The organism is Brevibacillus sp. AG (assembly GCF_028369215.1).
Taxonomy (GTDB): domain Bacteria; phylum Bacillota; class Bacilli; order Brevibacillales; family Brevibacillaceae; genus Brevibacillus; species Brevibacillus porteri.
In genome coordinates this window covers 1-16724 of the sequence record NZ_JAQMYO010000014.1, presented here as the reverse complement: position 1 = coordinate 16724, position 16724 = coordinate 1, and the positions used below count along the sequence as shown (strand labels likewise).

Sequence of the window (16724 nt, the reverse complement as noted above, 5' to 3'; positions counted from 1 at the left end):
ATTTTCAGATGAAGAGAAATCTCAAGTTGTTTCTTGGCGCGATGCTGGTCGCCGGAAGCGTGTTAGCTGGATGCTCCACGAGTACGCAGCCATCAACGACAACCCCTCCAGCTGAGGGAACCGCGGCGCCAGCTGAAAAGTCTGCAAATGCAAAGCCGCAATTATTTCGGGCGAACATTATGAGTGAGCCTGCGACAGCGGACCCTGGTCTTGCGAAGGATGCCACTGCGGGAGCGATCGTTCGTGCTACGTTTGATGGCTTGACTCGCTTTGATGCAAACGCAAAGCCAGTGAATTCAGTAGCATCCGATGTGAAAATCTCGGATGACAAACTGGTGTATACGTTCACGCTCCGCGACTCCAAATGGAGCAATGGTGATCCAGTCACTGCCCATGACTTCGTGTATGCATGGAAGCGTGCACTCGGCAAGACTTTTGGGGCTGAGTATGCTTATCAGCTGTACTACATTAAAAATGCGCAGCTGATTCACAAAGGCCAGGCGAAGCCCGACGAACTCGGTGCGAAGGCAATCGATGACAAAACACTGGAAGTCACACTTGAGAATCCAACGCCTTACTTCCTGGAGCTGACGGCTTTCTACACGTACTACCCGGTTAACCAAAAAGTAGTGGAGGCCAATCCAAAATGGGCAAACGAAGCGGCGACGCACGTAAGCAACGGTCCATTTAAGATGAAAGCGTGGGAGCACAAGAGCAAGATCGTGCTTGAAAAGAACGAGCACTACTGGGATAAAGACGTAGTGAAGCTCGATCGCATCGAGATCGCGATGATCGAGGACGATAATACAGCCCTGTCCATGTTCGAAAACGGTGAGCTGGATTGGGCAGGTCAGCCACTCGGTGGACTTCCCACCGATGCGATCCCGACACTGAGAGACGCGGGCAAACTCGTTGTTCATCCAAAAGCGACGATGTACTGGTACAAGTTGAATACGACAAAAGGGCCGCTCAGCAATGTGAAAATTCGTAAAGCCTTGGCATACTCGGTTGACCGTAAAACCATCGTGGATAACATCACACAAGTGGGCCAAGTGCCAACGATGGGGATGTTGCCGCAATCCATGATTATCAAAAAAGAAGGCTACTTCAAAGATAATGATGTAGAAACGGCCAAAAAGCTGTTGGAAGAAGGTATGAAGGAGCTTAACGTGACAACGCTGTCTCCGATCACCTTGACGTACAACCCAAGCGACAGACATAAGAAAATTGCCGAGGCGCTTCAGGACCAATGGAAACAAAAACTTGGCATTGAAGTAAAGCTCATGGTGAAGGAGGCCACTGTTCACATACAGGATATGCATCAACTTAATTACGAAATAGGCCGTATCGGCTGGAATGCAGACTTTAATGATCCAATGAATTACCTGGAAATGTTCCGGGATGGTAATACAGGCAACAACGACACGGGCTGGGAAGACACACGCTACCAAGAGCTTCTGAAACGGGCATCAGTAGAAATTGATCCAGAGAAGCGCAAGCAGCTGTTTGGAGAGGCTGAGCAAATCTTCATGGATGCTATGCCTTTGATCCCCATGTTCACGGATGTCGATGTCTGGGTACAAAGCGACAAGGTGAAAGGCGTTCAAGTGGACGGACTCGGATTTATTGACCTGAAGTGGGCAGAAATGACGGAGTAACGAAAATAACAAAAATCCCGAGGCCAACGAAATTGTTGGTCTCGGGATTCTTTTGTATTAGTAGCCAAAATCAAGTGTCTTGCCTGTCTCCGCATACGTCTTGATCGACGAGAGCATCATTGGCCAATTGTTGCTGGCACTTACGTGGGAGGGGTGGTTTTCTGTCCATTGATCCTGAATCAAAGTCAGCTTGGTGCAGCCGCCAACCGGTTCTAAGGTAATGGTGACACGAGACTGTAATTCCGCATGATTCTCGTAATAGGCAGGACCAGGATGTTCAGTGAAACTGAAAATATGATGAGGTTCGAGCCGTAAGATCTTCCCGTATACATGCACCGTGTCGTCACCGTCTTTTCCCGGACCAACGTAAGCCATCTCATCGCCTACTTGAAAAGTCGAACGAATTGTACAGCCAAAGAAAGTACTCTGTACGCCTTCATCGGAAGTAAGGACATGCCAGACTTGCTCTGGCGTAGCACCAATGTAGAAATCGAAGCGAAGATCCATCGTTTTACCCCCTGATTTTTCATTTAGGAATTGTAATCAAGTCTCCCAACTACTACTCTTACTATAAGAAGAATTCGGTAGTGTGTATTGTAAAAACACGACAGGAGGCGCACCTTGGAAAATCAGACTGCCAAGCTCCCAAAGGGTGTACTGCATGCCATGATTGGGCAGAAGAAATTTTCGCTGGACAGATACGAGCCATCTGCCGAAATGAGCTACTTCGTGCAGCACTACTGGGTCGTCAGGTGGGATTTGCGTACACAACTTCCTTACTCGCAAACCGTACTGGCTCATCCTAATGTGAATCTCGTGTTTGAAAAAGGAGCAACTGGCATTTTTGGTGTAGCCCGCACGACTTCCTCGCATCTTTTAGCGGGACAAGGCCAAGTGTTTGGAGTGAAATTCAGGCCAGGAGGTTTTTATCCGTTTCTGAATGCCCCGGTATCAAAGTTGAGTGGTACTTCTACGAGTCTGGAAGCCTTATTTGGTGTTGGTGTTTCAACCGAGCAGCTTGAGAAAGAAGTGCTAAGCCTGCCAGATGATGAGCAAATGATAAAAAGGGTAGAAGCCTTTCTATTCGAATATTTGCCGAAGCCTGACCCGAATGTAGCGCGCATCAGTGAAATTGTCAGGATGATCCAGGCAGATCGATCCGTACTCAAGGTCGAGGATGCGGTACAGTTGACCGGAATGAACATGCGGACGATGCAGCGTTTGTTTGATCGTTATGTAGGTGTCAGTCCGAAGTCGGTCATCCAACGATACAGACTGCATGAGGCAGCAGAGCAGATTGACCAGGGAACAGTCCAAGATTGGCTGGACCTGTCTACCTCTCTTGGCTACTACGATCACTCTCACTTCATTCGAGATTTTCGAGCAATCGTTGGTGTAGCGCCGAACGAGTATCGACGAGCCCAAATTTAATCATAGTGAACCCCTTCGCCTTCTGGCCGGAGGGGTTGTTTCATTCCTGCATAAATTTTTATATACGAGGCATACTTCATCATGATGAAAATACCAAATTTATTTCCTTTAATAGAATTTGATGTTTGAATAAAACATAATTAATTTTACTTAAAATGTCTTCAATATTACTAAAAATGCAGTATATTTGTGGAGTAGCTTTCAATGAAGTTTTACCGATAGAAAAATAGGGGGTCAACACCGTGAAAAAAAGCGTTTTTGCAGCAATGAGTTCTATCCTGGTTCTGAGTGCGGCGCTGGCAGGCTGTGGCGGCGGCGGTGAGAAAGCAGGCGAGCAAGGCAATGCTTCTAAGGAGCAAACAAGCGGTCCTAAAGAATTGAGAATGAACATGATGTCCGAGCCACCAACTGCTGACCCTGCATTGGCTGAGGATTCTACTTCCAGTGCGGTTCTGCGTGCAACATTTGATGGTCTCACTCGTATTGGCGAAGATGGCAAACCACATCCATCTGTAGCAGAAAAAATTGACGTATCCGAAGATGGTCTTACTTATACATTCACCCTGCGTGACAGCAAATGGAGCAATGGGGAGCCAGTTACTGCAAAGGATTTCGAATTCGCTTGGAAGCGAGCGCTCAATCCGAAAACAGCATCTAACTACTCCTACCAATTGTATTACCTGAAAAATGCAGAAGAATACAACAAGGGTAAAGCAAAAGCTGAAGATGTTGGCGTAAAAGCAAAAGACGATAAAACACTCGTCGTGACTTTGAAAAACCCAACACCATTCTTCTTGGAGCTGACTGCGTTCTATACGTACTACCCAGTTAACCAAAAAGTAGTGGAAAGCAGCGATAAATGGGCGGGCGAAGCAGCTACACACGTAGGTAACGGTCCATTCAAAATGGAAAAATGGGAACATAAGAGCAAATTGGTTCTCGTGAAGAGCGATACCTACTGGGATAAAGACGTTGTAAAACTCGACAAGCTCAACTTCTCCATGGTTGAAGATGCAAATACAGAGCTGTCCATGTTCGACAATGACGATTTGGATTGGTCCGGAGCACCTTTGAGCTCACTTCCTACCGATGCGATTCCTGCATTGAAAGAATCCGGCCAAATGCAAACACGCCCGATCGCGGGTACGTACCTGTACAAATTCAATACGGAAGTTCCGCCGTTCAACAACGCGAAAATCCGTAAGGCGTTTGCTTATGCAATCGATCGTAAATCTATCATCGACAACATCACGCAAGCAAACCAAGAACCAGCAATGGGTCTGATCCCGCCAACAATGGCAGTGGCAACAAGCCCGTACTTCAAAGACGGCGATGCAGAAGTAGCGAAAAAATTGCTGGAAGAAGGTATGAAGGAAGAAGGCATTACCAAAATGCCGACCCTTACTCTTTCCTTCAACACGTCTGAAGGTCACAAGAAAATTGCCGAAGCGATCCAAGACCAATGGAAGAAAGCACTCGGCGTAGACATTAAGCTGGAGAACAAAGAATGGAAAGTATTCTTGGAAGATGTAAACCAAGGTAAATTCCAAATCGCACGTTCCAGCTGGACTGGTGACTACAACGATCCATACACATTCTTGGACCTGTTCAAGGACAAAGATGGCGGAAACAACGACACGAAATGGGAAAATCCGAAGTACAAAGAGCTGCTGAACCAGTCTGCTTTGGAAAAAGACCCAGAAAAACGCAAACAAATCCTGGCACAAGCAGAAGCCATTTTCATGGACGAAATGCCAGCAATGCCAATCTACTACTACACTCATTCTTATGTGAAAAAAGACAAAGTAAAAGGTGTAGTACTCGACGGTCTCGGTTTCGTAGACTGGAAATGGGCAGACATTCAATAAGAAAAAGCGCATAATACGTTGTAACAAGAGAAGGGTGCTACGGCACTCTTCTTTTTTTATAAATCATTTATAAGAGAGAACAATCGAGCAGAGAATGGATAACGATGTTAGAAATTATAAAATTATAAATTAAATCACTATTTCGATTTTACTGAATGTAGATGAAGTTGGGTGAATGAAAAAAATATATCAACAAATGAAGTTTGGGTCCTCAACTCTGAAAAAACTTGATATTATGCGGTTTCACTTAGGAATTTCGAGATAGGGATGTTCTGGAAAATTTATTTATCGATCAATATATTTTATAATTCATTAATTTTCTTTATAAATAAATAAAAATTTATTAAATCATTCTAAAACATATTTAAAAAATATATAAAACCATGTATATTGATAAAAGATTTAGAAAAGGGGGATTACTTGTATGAAAAAGAATGTTTTCGTGGCAATGAGTTCTATCCTCGTTCTTGGTGCGGCACTCGCAGGATGCGGTGGCGGAAACCAGGCGGCACCAGCAGATAGCAATGCATCCGCAGGAAAGACAGAAAATTCTGCACCAGCAACTGGCCCTAAATTACTGAAACTGAACCTGCACTCCGAGCCACCAACAGCTGACCCAGGTATCGCGGAAGATACAACTTCCAGCACAATCATCACAGCTACCTTCGAAGGTCTGACTCGCGTTGGTAAAGACGGTAAATATGCTCCAGCAGCAGCAGAGAGCTATACTGTTTCTGAGGACGGTAAAAAATATACATTCAAAATCCGTGATAACAAATGGAGCAACGGCGATCCTGTATCGGCTAAAGATTTCGAATATGCTTGGAAACGCGCTCTTAATCCAAAAACAGCTTCCAACTATGCATACCAATTGTACTATGTGAAGGGCGCAGAAGCCTACAACAAAGGCAAGGGTAAAGTAGAAGACGTTGGCGTAAAAGCAGTTGACGATAAAACACTCGAAGTAGAATTGGCGAACCCAACTCCATTCTTCCTGGAGCTGGTTGCATTCAAAACATACTTCCCAGTTAATCCAAAAGTAGTAGATGGCAACGAGAAATGGGCTACCGATGCGAAAACAGTTATTGGTAACGGTCCATTCAAAATGGATTCTTGGGAGCATAAGAGCAAGCTCGTAGTTTCCAAAAACGACAACTACTGGGATAAAGACAATGTAAAATTGGACAAAATCGAATTCTCCATGGTAGAGGATGAGAATACTGAGCTGTCCATGTACGAAAACGGTGAACTGCACTGGGCAGGTGCTCCAACATCTGCGTTGCCAACAGACGCGATCCCGGCTTTGAAAGACTCCGGAAAAATGACAACTCAGCCAATCGCGGGTACTTACTTCTACCGTTTCAACACAGAAAAACCACCGTTTAACAACGTAAAAATCCGTAAAGCATTTGCTTATGCGATCGATCGTCAAAGCCTGATCGACAACATCCTGCAAGCTGGTCAATTGCCTGCAACAGGCTATGTACCACCAAGCATGGCACTGAACAAAGACGGTTTCTACAAGGATAATGACATCGAGACAGCGAAGAAATTGCTCGAAGAAGGATTGAAAGAAGAGGGTCTCAGCAAATTCCCGGCACTTACTCTTTCCTTCAACACTTCCGAAGGTCACAAAAAGATTGCTGAAGCAATCCAAGACCAATGGAAGAAAAATCTGGGCGTAGACGTGAAGCTCGAAAACAAAGAGTGGAAGGTATACCTGGATGACGTACACCAAGGTAAATACCAAGTGGCTCGTGCAGGCTGGTTGGGAGACTTCAACGATCCAATCAACTTCCTGGAAATGTTCAAGGAAAAAGACGGCGGAAACAACGATACTCGTTGGGAAAATCCGAAGTACAAAGAACTCCTGAACCAATCCGCTCTGGAGCTAGACCCAGAAAAACGTAAAGCAATCCTGGCACAAGCGGAGCAAATCCTGATGGATGAAATGCCAATTATGCCAATCTACTACTACACACAATCTTGGGTGAAAGACGACAAGGTTCAAGACGTAATCATCGATGGTCTGGGTGCTGTAGACTACAAATACGCAGATATCGCAGAAAAGAAATAATAGCTATGTATGTAAAAGAAGAGCGGTGTTATACTCACCTCTCTTCTTTTTTTATCTATTTAATATCCAAATTTTTACACTTTTCATGTATACTAATTTTTGGAAGATTTTCATTAAGAAAATAGGGGTGTGTATGATGAAAAAGAGTGTTTTTCTGGCTTTGAGTTCAGTCCTCGTTTTCGGTGGAATGATGACAGGGTACGAAGGCGCTATCCAAGCAGCTGAACCTAAAGTATTAAGAATGAATCTGCAAGGGGAGCCTCCTACAGCAGACCCAGGAATTGCGGAGGATACTACCTCTAGTACGATCATCACAGCTACATTCGAAGGTCTGACACGTCTCGGAACAGATGGAAAGCTGCACCCAGCCGCTGCCGAGAGCTTTACCGTTTCTGAGGATGGGAAGACTTATACATTCAAGATTCGTGAAGCAAAATGGAGCAACGGCGATCCAGTAACGGCATATGACTTCGAATATGCTTGGAAACGTGCTCTCGATCCAAAGACAGCTTCTAACTACGCCTACCAGTTGTATTATGTGAAAGGTGCAGAAGACTTCAACAAAGGGATTGGCAAGGCGGGAGACGTTGGCGTAAAGGCGATTGACGATAAGACGCTAAAAGTGGAACTGACAAACTCGACACCATTTTTCCCGGAGCTGGTTGCTTTTAAAACATACTTCCCAGTGAACAAGAAGGTAGTCGAAGGTAACAAAAAATGGGCTGAGGAGGCCAAGACGGTTGTTGGCAATGGACCATTCAAAATGGAAACATGGAAACACAATAGCAATCTGACTGTTGTGAAAAACGAGAAGTACTGGGATAAAGCCAATGTAAAATTGGATAAGATCGAATTCACCATGATAGAGGATGAGAATACGGAATTATCCATGTTTGATAACGACGAACTGGATTGGGCTGGTGCTCCAAACTCCTCGCTGCCAACCGATGCACTTCCGGTTTTGAGGGAAGCTGGCATCTTGAAGACACAGCCAATCGCCGGTGCCTATTTTTATCGTTTCAATACAGAGCAAGCACCGTTTACCAACGCAAAAATTCGTAAGGCGTTCGCGTATGCAATTAAACGTGAAAGCATCACCACCGATATCCTGAAAGCTGGTCAAGTACCGGCAACAGGCTATGTACCTCCGAGCATGGCGTTGAACAAAGACGGTTACTTCAAAGATAATGACCTTAAAGTTGCAAAGAAATTACTGGTAGAAGGTATGGAGGAAGAGGGTATCTCCAAACTCCCGCCAATCACACTCATCTACAACACATCCGAAGGTCATAAAAAGATCGCAAAAGAAATTCAGGCTCAATGGAAGAAAAACCTCGGTGTAGATATAAAGCTCGAAAATAAAGAATGGAAGGTATACTTAGAAGACGTTCACCAAGGTAAGTATCAAATCGCTCGGGGAGGCTGGTTGGGTGACTTCAATGATCCCATCAACTTCTTGGATATGTTCCAGGAAAAAGACGGAGGAAACAACGATACACGTTGGGAAAATCCAAAGTACAAGGAGCTCCTGAACCAATCCGCTCTGGAGCAAGACCTGGAGAAGCGCAAAGCAATTCTACTGCAGGCGGAGCAAATCCTGATGGACGAAATGCCAATCATGCCAATCTACTTCTATGCGAACTCTTGGGTGCAGAACGAAAATCTGAAAGATGTCGTGATGGATGGACTTGGGGATGTTGACTTCAAATATGCGGATATCACCAAAAAATAAGAATGCAGGAGAAGAGGGCTATTTTCGTGTCCCTCTTCTTTTTTTTAGTCTCATGGACAAATGACCAATCCATTACGCCCTTGGCTACATAGAGTAAAAAGGAACTAACTGCAACCAGGGGGGATATTGATGGATATTGGTTCTTTGCTCAACATTGTCAAATCAATTCCTAAGGAAAAGCTGAGGACAGATGCGGGAATCAAGGAAGTCATTCGTGAAATGGCCAGAAAGTCAGGGAAAAAATTGACCGAGCAAGAGGTAAACAGTTATGCTGCGCAGTTTCGTCAGATGCAGAAAACAGAAAATGTCGGAAGCCTGTTGAATAAGCTTTCGAAAAAAGGTGTCACTGCAAAGGATTTGGAAAATATAAAAAAACGTTTTAGATAAGGGGGTAGAGTGAGGAGGGAGGTGGGATTATCGTTGAAAAAATGAAAGCGAAAAAGAAGCAGGTTGTCCCCAGGGGCAATTTGCAAGAATCGATCAACAAACTAGCGGATGCACAGCATGCAAATAATGCCCAAATAATGAGAGAAATGAGTCAGGTGCGACAGGAGCTGCAGGATATGAAGAATACACTGGGGCGTCTCAAACAAGCACCTCCAAGAAGTACAGGAGAACGTCGAGGGCTGCTGTTTGGAGGACGACGGAATGCCGCTCAAGTGGAAGCTGTACCCCAACCACAAAAGCCTGCCATTTCTATCGAAGACTTACTACCGCTTTTACCGTATCTAGGCGACGCTATTCCCCAATTGAAAAACCCCAAGGTAGCCGACTCCATTAAGGTGCTGTCGAATCCAGCTGTGATTTCGCTGATCCAGCAATTTCTTGCCAACGGGGGCTTGAACATGATAAAAAAACCGGTTCAAGAAGTAAGTAGGCAAGAGAGAAGGGGATTTTTTCGATAACAAATGATTAGTTGCAAAGACTGTCTCGCGGGGCTTGCGGAGGCGGTCTTTTCATTTTGGTACCAAAAGACTATAAACTTTACAGATCATCTAGCGTCTAATAGAATGGTGAACGTTGCACATTGGCTGACGCCACATAACGAAGAAAACAGACATCACGGAGGAGGTCAGGATGAAGAGACGATTTTACCCTCTGCTTTTTGCATTGCTGGTCCTACTGCTAATCCCCGGTTGGGCGGTTGCAGCAAGCAGTGCTTCAGAGGAAGCTGTCAATCTCATGATTGGTGGACAAGCAGTGAATGCTGAAGTGCCGCCAGTCATCAAGAATGGACGCACGTTGGTTCCCGTCCGTGTCATCGCCGAAGGGCTAGGTGCAAAAGTGGAATGGAATGAAGCTACTCGAACAGCTGTCATTTCCAAAGGCACGCAGCAGCTCTCCCTTACACTTGACTCCAGTACGGCAATGTTGAACGGTAAACAAGTGAAGCTCGATACGCCACCTGTTATTTCACAAAAGCGTATGCTGCTGCCACTGCGTTTTGTCGGGGAGTCACTTGGTGTTACAGTCGGGTGGGACAACAGCACACGAACTGTCATTGCAAACGAAACACTACAGGTAAAGCTGAATGGCAAGGCACCAACCGAGCCGATCAAGCTGTATCAAGTGGAAGACACGATGTACGCGTCCGCACAGGCTGTAGCTGAGCAAGTGGGACAAAAAGGCTTTGCGTGGAAACGACCTGAGCGCGGGATGACGATTGATGATCAGTTGGTCCTCCCATTACGTCAATTGGAGGACGAGCTTGGCGGGTCATTTGCGTGGGACAAGAAAAATAATCAGGTTGAGATCGATCGCCTCAATGTTTTGAAAGATGTATCTAAGGATGGCGACCGTGTTCGTATTGAAACGACCATACCTGTAATTCCTCAGTCCTTTGTGATGACAGGTCCTCACCGGATCGTCTTGGATCTCCCACAAACAGCATTGGATGATGATTTAGTCGAAGATCTAAAACGTCAAGACGAAAAAAATGATAGTGTAGGCGAATCCGAGGAAATCGCCTACGCTGATGATGAAGACCAAGACAGAGATTCAGATTCTGATGAACAGAATCAGGCAGAACAAGCGAAAGAAGAACCTCTCATCGCTGACCTGCGTTACAGCCAATACAGTGCATCTCCTGACACGGTCCGCGTTGTTATTGAGCTGAACCAAAAGAGCACGTATGAGCTGGCTTACACGAAAGACGGTATCGAAGTAAAATTGACGCCAAAACCGAAGAAAACAGGCTACCTGATCGTTGTTGATGCCGGTCATGGAGGAAAAGACCCAGGCACGAAGGGCTCCGCTGGCAACAATGAAAAAGATTACAACTTGGCTGTCTCCAATAAGATTGTGGCTTTGCTGAAGCAATATCCAGAGTTTCAAGTCGTTCCCGTACGCACGACAGATGTGTTTTATGAACTGTCAGAGCGTGTCGCTTTTGCCAATGAGTTAGAAGCCGACATGTTCTTGTCTATTCATGCCAACGCATTCCCGAAACCGACGGCTGCAGGAACAGAAACTTTCTATTATAATGAAAACAGTAAAGACTTTGCCCAAGTGGTACATAAACATTTGCGTGGGGCAACGCAGTTCCCGGATCGAGGCGTCAAACAGAGTGGCTTTTATGTGATCAAAAACACGAAAATGCCTGCTGTGTTGACCGAGACAGGCTTCCTCTCCAATCCACAGGAGAACGCGCAGCTGACGAATCCGGCATTCCAAGATAAAATCGCGAAAGCCATTGTTGCGGCTATTCGTGAATACTACGAGTCTTATCAGTAAGGGGGCTTTTCACGATGAAAAAAAGTCGAGTGATCTGGATGGCAGCGTTAGTGATGCTGCTTTTGGCCGGATGTGGGCAAAACGCGACAGAAACACCACAGCCAACCACACCAGTAGAACAGCCATCTGGTTCAAACACTGATCCATCGACAACAGAGCCGACTCTGAAAAAGCAAATGGTCACCGTTTACTATTCGGATAATAATGTGATGGAGCTGCAAAAAGAAGAGCAAGAGATCACGTTTGCAGAAGATATCGAGAAGTACAAAAAGACACTTGCCCTGTTGGAGACACCTGTAAAGCCAGACGTACACATTCCACTGTGGAAAGACTTTAAGTACCATTCGATCACATTTGATAAAGGAACCCTGACGATTGATGCGGATAGCAAGAATCAGTTCAATATGGGTTCAAGTGGCGAGACGATGGCTTTGGATGCGTTGAAGAATACATTCTTTCAGTTCTCGGAAGTAAAGGAAATTGTCTTCTTAGAGGATGGCAAGAAAGTAGAAACGCTGATGGGGCACGTAGATCTCTCCGAGCCACTGAAACGAGACAATTAATTCATCACCATAAAGGCGGCCATCCTGTTAATCGGGATGTGCCGTCTTTTTTCATAATAAAGTGGTTCATGTATCGTGGCTGTCGTGAGGAGAAGAATATTTCCAGTCTAGGCTCCAGGCTCCGTCCTGCTGGGGGCTGAGACTGTCCGCTCCGAAGCGATTAGCGGGGAAACGCAAAAGTGGTAGCCGCTTCGTCGTATGGGCACGTTGCGTTTCTTTTGCCCGCTAATCGCTTCTCCGCTCGGTAGGACTCCACAAGTCGCTACGTCTGGAAATATTCTTCTCTGTCGTGACTGAGTACATTCTTCAATCTTTTTTTAAGGCTTTTAAAACCTCGAATAGCACGGAAAGCTCGTAGAGGAAACAGGAGAAATAAGCGAAGATCTTTGGTACACCGACCGAGGCGTAATGAAAAAAAGCGAAACAAGCTTTTAGCGTCCACCTCTGAGACACCTCTTGAATGGACCACTTTGGACGCGGGTTTCGCTTTTTTTCATGGAGGCGGGCAGTGAATCCCTCAGCGGGTGGGACAAGAAGCTGAGCGTTTTCTCCTGTTTCCTCCTCTCCCTAACAGCCGGACAGCGGGACATCATTTTTTATGTTGGTGTTTCTTCGCGATCCGTGAAAAGAAACTTGATGGCATACACCCCAAACAAGCCTACCATCGTATACACGATTCGACTTACGATAGATTCCGCTCCACCAAACAAGCTTGCGACTAAATCAAATTGAAATAACCCGATTAATCCCCAGTTCAGGGCACCAATGATCACAAAAAGTAAGGCCAGCCGTTCCACATGGACACCCCCACCAAAAGAATAGGGACAGTATTCCCATGCTTGCGCCGTTTTACAACAGGAACCCCTGCATCTTTAAGAAAGCTTTACATTCACAACATAATACGACAACATTCCCGCTGTATAGTTTGTACTTGTAAGAGAGAAAAAAACAAACCGAACCTTTTAAGGAGGATTTTCATCCAATGAAAAAACTCAGCAAAATGTTTATTGCGCTGACATGTGTAGGGGCATTACTCGCGGGGTGTGGAAGCGGCAACACGGCACAGACTCCAGCACCAGCGCAACAACCAGCTAAAGAGCAAAGCAACTCTGGTTCGACACCAAAAACTTCCGGTGAACCTGTAACAGCAGTGGGTTCTACCGCTTTACAGCCTCTGGTCGAGCAAGCGGCCAAAGACTTTATGGCAAAAAATGCAGGCGCACAAATCCAAGTACAAGGCGGAGGAAGCGGCACGGGCTTGAGCCAAGTAGCAAGCGGTGCAGCAACGATCGGTAACTCCGATATTTTCGCAGAAGAGAAAAAAGGCATTCCAGCAAACGAACTGGTAGACCATAAAGTAGCGGTTGTCGGTATGGCAGCAGCAGTAAGCCCGCAAGTAAAAGTAGACAACTTGACTAAGCAACAATTGATCGACATCTTCACTGGTAAAATCACCAACTGGAAAGACGTTGGCGGTGAAGACATGAAGATCACGCTGGTTAACCGTCCGAAATCTTCCGGAACTCGCGCGACATTCAGCAAATTCGCGTTGGATGGTAAAGAAGAAGCAGAAGGTATCACAGAGGATTCCTCCGGTACTGTTCGCAAAATCATTGCTGAAACACCAGGTGCAATTGGTTACTTGGCTCTGTCCTACTTCAATGACTCTGTAAAAGCTCTGAAATTGGATGGTGTGGAAGCAAACGCAGAAAACATTACATCGAACAAATATCCAGTATGGGCGTACGAGCATATGTACACCAAAGGTGAAGCAACTGGCGATGCAAAAGCGTTCCTGGACTTCATCCTGACTGACGAAGTACAAAAGAAAACTGTAACAGAATTGGGCTTCCTGCCAATCACAGATATGAAAGTGGAACGTGATGCAGAAGGCAAAGTAACACAAAAATAAGCGTTATCGTCAACAGCAAAATAGAGGGGTAGGGGGGCCTTCCCCTCATTTTGCTTGCGTACAGTCGTTTTCTTTCCAGGAGGGAGAACATGAGCCATCGTACTGAAGGGGTAAATACAGAGCGTAAATCGATGATTGCGCAAAAAATGCTGACAACGAACAAGCGTCAAAAGACAGAGAATATTACCGGCAAAACCATCGCGATGATTTGTGCGGGTTTGCTCGTTATTGTTGTTTTATCGATCACCTATTTTATTGCTTCAAAAGGGCTGTCGACGTTCTTTGTCGATGGAGTAAGCTTCAAAGAATTTTTAACGCATGACAAATGGGACCCAGAAGGTGAACCATCCGCATATGGTGTGTTGCCCTTTATCCTCGGTTCGTTTTTCGTAACGGCACTGGCTGCTTTGATTGCCGCGCCACTTGGAATCGGCGCCGCTATTTTTATGACAGAGATCTTTCCTGGCTTCGGGAAAAAAGTATTGAAGCCGGTTATCGAGCTGTTGGTTGGTATTCCATCAGTCGTTTACGGTTATGTTGGACTAACTTTGCTTGTTCCATTTATTCGCGAACAATTTGATGTTCTTGGCTTCAGCTTATTGGCAGGGGGACTTGTTCTTGCCCTGATGATTTTGCCTACCATTACGAGTGTGGCAGCAGATGCAATTGAGGCTGTTCCGCAAGATTTGCGCAACGCTTCACTCGCGCTGGGTGCTACTCGCTGGCAAACCATTTGGAATGTCGTGTTGCATTCCGCGCTTCCTGGCTGTTTAACGGCCATTGTTTTGGGGATGTCTCGCGCTTTTGGAGAAGCTTTGGCTGTGCAAATGGTTATCGGTAACACAACGAAGCTGCCAGGCGGTTTGTTCGAACCGATCAGTACGCTCACTAGCGGTATTACATTGAACATGGGGAATACGATTCAAGGAACTCCGTATAACAATGCTCTCTGGTCAATGGCTTTGCTGCTCTTGGCGATGTCTTTCATCTTTATCGTGATTTTGCGCCTGTTGGGCAGAAAGAGGTTGGCGAAATAGATGAAAGCGAGACTGATGGACCGCGCTGCTACTGTTGTTTTGACACTGATTGCCGTACTGATTATTGGTACCTTGGTGGGACTATTGGGCTTCATTCTCTCTCAAGGTTGGCATAAGCTGAATCTCGACTTTTTGACCTCTCCGCCGGATATCGTCAATGCGGGTGGCGGGATTGGACCACAGCTTTTCAACTCGTTGTACTTGCTGGTCCTGACCATGCTGATCGCGTTGCCACTCGGAATCGGAGCAGGCATTTATATGGCCGAATATGCGCCGGATAACAAGATTACACAGTTTATCCGCATGAGTATAGAAGTATTGTCTTCCCTTCCGTCTATCGTAGTTGGTTTGTTTGGATTACTCGTGTTCGTAAATATGACTGGCTGGGGCTATACCCTGTTTGGTGGAGCACTTGCGCTGACAGTATTTAACCTGCCACTCTTGGTTCGCGTAACAGAGGATGCACTGCGCAACGTACCTCGTAGTCAAAAGGAAGCGAGTCTCGCGCTTGGTATTACCAAATGGCGTACCATCGTGTCTGTCATCCTTCCAGCAGCGCTCCCAGGTATCATTACGGGTGCCATTCTGGCATCTGGCCGTGTATTTGGGGAAGCGGCTGCCTTGCTGTTTACAGCAGGGATGTCTTCACCGAATCTGGATTTCACCGACTTCTCATTGAATAGTACGACCTCACCGTTGAACCCGTTCCGTCCTGCCGAGACATTGGCCGTGCATATTTGGAAGGTAAACAGCGAGGGGCTGACACCGGATGCGCGTGATGTCGCAGATGGCGCGGCTGCTGTTCTGATTATTGCCGTCTTGCTCTTTAACCTTTCCGCTCGTTGGTTCGGGAATTGGGTTTACAAAAAGATGACGTCAGGATCAAACTAAGAAGAGGTAGGTGGCAGCCATGTCCGTACTGACCATGCAAGAAACGATCATTCAGACGAATAACGTGAATGTATACTACGGAGAGAAGCAAGCCGTAAAAAATATATCAATGGATATTGAACGCAACTCCGTGACGGCCTTTATCGGTCCGTCCGGATGTGGGAAATCGACGCTTCTACGGAGCTTGAACCGGATGAATGATCTGGTTCCTTCTTGTCATGTAGAGGGCTCCATTATTGTAGATGGTATCGACATTAACAGCTCGCAAGTAAACATCGAGAGCCTGCGCCAAGTGGTAGGAATGGTGTTCCAACGAGCGAATCCATTTTTCAAATCGATCTATGAAAACATCGCATTTGCACCGCGTTTCCACGGGATGACCAATAGACGTGATTTGGATGAATTGGTTGAGTCGAGCTTGCGAAAAGCAGCGCTTTGGGATGAGGTAAAGGATCGTCTTCGCGATTCAGCGCTCTCCCTTTCTGGTGGACAGCAGCAAAGGCTTTGTATCGCGCGTGCAATCGCGATGCAACCAACCATTTTGCTGTTGGACGAACCGGCTTCCGCACTCGATCCGATCTCTACCATGAAAATCGAAGAGCTGGTCATGCAGCTAAAAGATGAGTATACGATCGTGATCGTTACCCATAACCTCCATCAGGCAGCGCGAATTTCAGAGAAAACCGCCTTCTTCCTGATGGGTGAGCTGATCGAGATGGATGAGACGGGGAAAATCTTCACATCACCTGAGAACGAAAAAACCGAAGCGTATATTAGCGGACGTTTTGGTTAATAGAAAAGAAAAGCCCTCCCGAGCACATG

The 16724-nt window shown here is 46.0% G+C and carries 15 protein-coding genes; 13 read left to right on the top strand and 2 right to left on the bottom strand.

Features of this window, described 5'->3' with window-relative positions:
- Nucleotides 1-8: 8 nt before the first annotated feature.
- Entirely contained in the window at nt 9-1658 is a 1650-nt protein-coding gene (locus POF51_RS27345) for a peptide ABC transporter substrate-binding protein (protein ID WP_069852072.1), read from the top strand.
- 57 nt (nt 1659-1715) lie between these two features.
- Here the strand turns inward: POF51_RS27345 and POF51_RS27340 are convergent, their stop codons facing one another.
- Entirely contained in the window at nt 1716-2165 is a 450-nt protein-coding gene (locus POF51_RS27340) for an SRPBCC family protein (protein ID WP_069852074.1), read from the bottom strand.
- 114 nt (nt 2166-2279) lie between these two features.
- On the opposite strand from POF51_RS27340, the gene POF51_RS27335 reads away from it, so the two are divergent.
- The 8 genes from POF51_RS27335 (at nt 2280) to POF51_RS27300 (ending at nt 12062) form a co-directional block, all read left to right on the top strand.
- Nucleotides 2280-3089 (top strand): AraC family transcriptional regulator, encoded by an 810-nt coding sequence (locus POF51_RS27335; RefSeq protein WP_069852076.1) that lies wholly within the window; start codon nt 2280-2282, stop codon nt 3087-3089.
- 242 nt (nt 3090-3331) lie between these two features.
- Complete coding sequence (locus POF51_RS27330) at nt 3332-4957, top strand: peptide ABC transporter substrate-binding protein (RefSeq protein WP_017247268.1); 1626 nt, start codon at nt 3332-3334, stop codon at nt 4955-4957.
- Nucleotides 4958-5381: 424 nt separating this feature from the next.
- The gene (locus POF51_RS27325; protein ID WP_069852078.1) at nt 5382-7034 is read left to right on the top strand and encodes a peptide ABC transporter substrate-binding protein; all 1653 of its coding nucleotides are present in this window, start codon (nt 5382-5384) and stop codon (nt 7032-7034) included.
- A 136-nt stretch (nt 7035-7170) separates the two neighbouring features.
- Complete coding sequence (locus tag POF51_RS27320) at nt 7171-8766, top strand: peptide ABC transporter substrate-binding protein (RefSeq protein WP_069852080.1); 1596 nt, start codon at nt 7171-7173, stop codon at nt 8764-8766.
- A gap of 129 nt (nt 8767-8895) precedes the next feature.
- A complete protein-coding gene (locus POF51_RS27315; RefSeq protein ID WP_007721136.1) occupies nt 8896-9153 on the top strand; it encodes a hypothetical protein in 258 nt (85 codons plus the stop codon).
- Nucleotides 9154-9194: 41 nt separating this feature from the next.
- A complete protein-coding gene (locus tag POF51_RS27310) occupies nt 9195-9671 on the top strand; it encodes a hypothetical protein (protein ID WP_069852082.1) in 477 nt (158 codons plus the stop codon).
- Between the two features lie 172 nt (nt 9672-9843).
- A complete protein-coding gene (locus POF51_RS27305; protein ID WP_069852084.1) occupies nt 9844-11499 on the top strand; it encodes an N-acetylmuramoyl-L-alanine amidase family protein in 1656 nt (551 codons plus the stop codon).
- Nucleotides 11500-11513: 14 nt separating this feature from the next.
- Nucleotides 11514-12062, top strand: coding sequence for a GerMN domain-containing protein (locus POF51_RS27300; RefSeq protein ID WP_069852086.1), 549 nt, complete (start codon nt 11514-11516; stop codon nt 12060-12062).
- 596 nt (nt 12063-12658) lie between these two features.
- Here the strand turns inward: POF51_RS27300 and POF51_RS27295 are convergent.
- Complete coding sequence (locus POF51_RS27295; RefSeq protein WP_017247274.1) at nt 12659-12859, bottom strand: DUF378 domain-containing protein; 201 nt, start codon at nt 12857-12859, stop codon at nt 12659-12661.
- Nucleotides 12860-13044: 185 nt separating this feature from the next.
- Here POF51_RS27295 and POF51_RS27290 point away from each other — a divergent pair, with 185 nt between their 5' ends.
- From POF51_RS27290 to pstB, 4 genes are all read left to right on the top strand, one after another.
- The gene (locus POF51_RS27290) at nt 13045-13974 is read left to right on the top strand and encodes a phosphate ABC transporter substrate-binding protein (protein ID WP_069852088.1); all 930 of its coding nucleotides are present in this window, start codon (nt 13045-13047) and stop codon (nt 13972-13974) included.
- 89 nt (nt 13975-14063) lie between these two features.
- Nucleotides 14064-15011, top strand: coding sequence for a phosphate ABC transporter permease subunit PstC (gene pstC / locus POF51_RS27285; protein ID WP_017247276.1), 948 nt, complete (start codon nt 14064-14066; stop codon nt 15009-15011).
- Entirely contained in the window at nt 15012-15902 is an 891-nt protein-coding gene (gene pstA, locus POF51_RS27280; protein ID WP_017247277.1) for a phosphate ABC transporter permease PstA, read from the top strand. It begins immediately after the preceding gene.
- A 19-nt stretch (nt 15903-15921) separates the two neighbouring features.
- Nucleotides 15922-16695: a phosphate ABC transporter ATP-binding protein PstB gene (gene pstB, locus POF51_RS27275; RefSeq protein WP_271756494.1), complete on the top strand. Its 774-nt coding sequence runs from the start codon at nt 15922-15924 to the stop codon at nt 16693-16695.
- Nucleotides 16696-16724: the final 29 nt, after the last annotated feature.

Coding starts and splice junctions, on each gene's coding strand:
- POF51_RS27345 (WP_069852072.1), top strand. CDS start 9: ATGAAGAGAAATCTCAAGTTGTTTCTTGGCGCGATGCTGGTCGCCGGA.
- POF51_RS27340 (WP_069852074.1), bottom strand. CDS start 2,165: ATGGATCTTCGCTTCGATTTCTACATTGGTGCTACGCCAGAGCAAGTC.
- POF51_RS27325 (WP_069852078.1), top strand. CDS start 5,382: ATGAAAAAGAATGTTTTCGTGGCAATGAGTTCTATCCTCGTTCTTGGT.
- POF51_RS27320 (WP_069852080.1), top strand. CDS start 7,171: ATGAAAAAGAGTGTTTTTCTGGCTTTGAGTTCAGTCCTCGTTTTCGGT.
- POF51_RS27315 (WP_007721136.1), top strand. CDS start 8,896: ATGGATATTGGTTCTTTGCTCAACATTGTCAAATCAATTCCTAAGGAA.
- POF51_RS27310 (WP_069852082.1), top strand. CDS start 9,195: ATGAAAGCGAAAAAGAAGCAGGTTGTCCCCAGGGGCAATTTGCAAGAA.
- POF51_RS27305 (WP_069852084.1), top strand. CDS start 9,844: ATGAAGAGACGATTTTACCCTCTGCTTTTTGCATTGCTGGTCCTACTG.
- POF51_RS27300 (WP_069852086.1), top strand. CDS start 11,514: ATGAAAAAAAGTCGAGTGATCTGGATGGCAGCGTTAGTGATGCTGCTT.
- POF51_RS27290 (WP_069852088.1), top strand. CDS start 13,045: ATGAAAAAACTCAGCAAAATGTTTATTGCGCTGACATGTGTAGGGGCA.
- pstC (WP_017247276.1), top strand. CDS start 14,064: ATGAGCCATCGTACTGAAGGGGTAAATACAGAGCGTAAATCGATGATT.
- pstA (WP_017247277.1), top strand. CDS start 15,012: ATGAAAGCGAGACTGATGGACCGCGCTGCTACTGTTGTTTTGACACTG.
- pstB (WP_271756494.1), top strand. CDS start 15,922: ATGTCCGTACTGACCATGCAAGAAACGATCATTCAGACGAATAACGTG.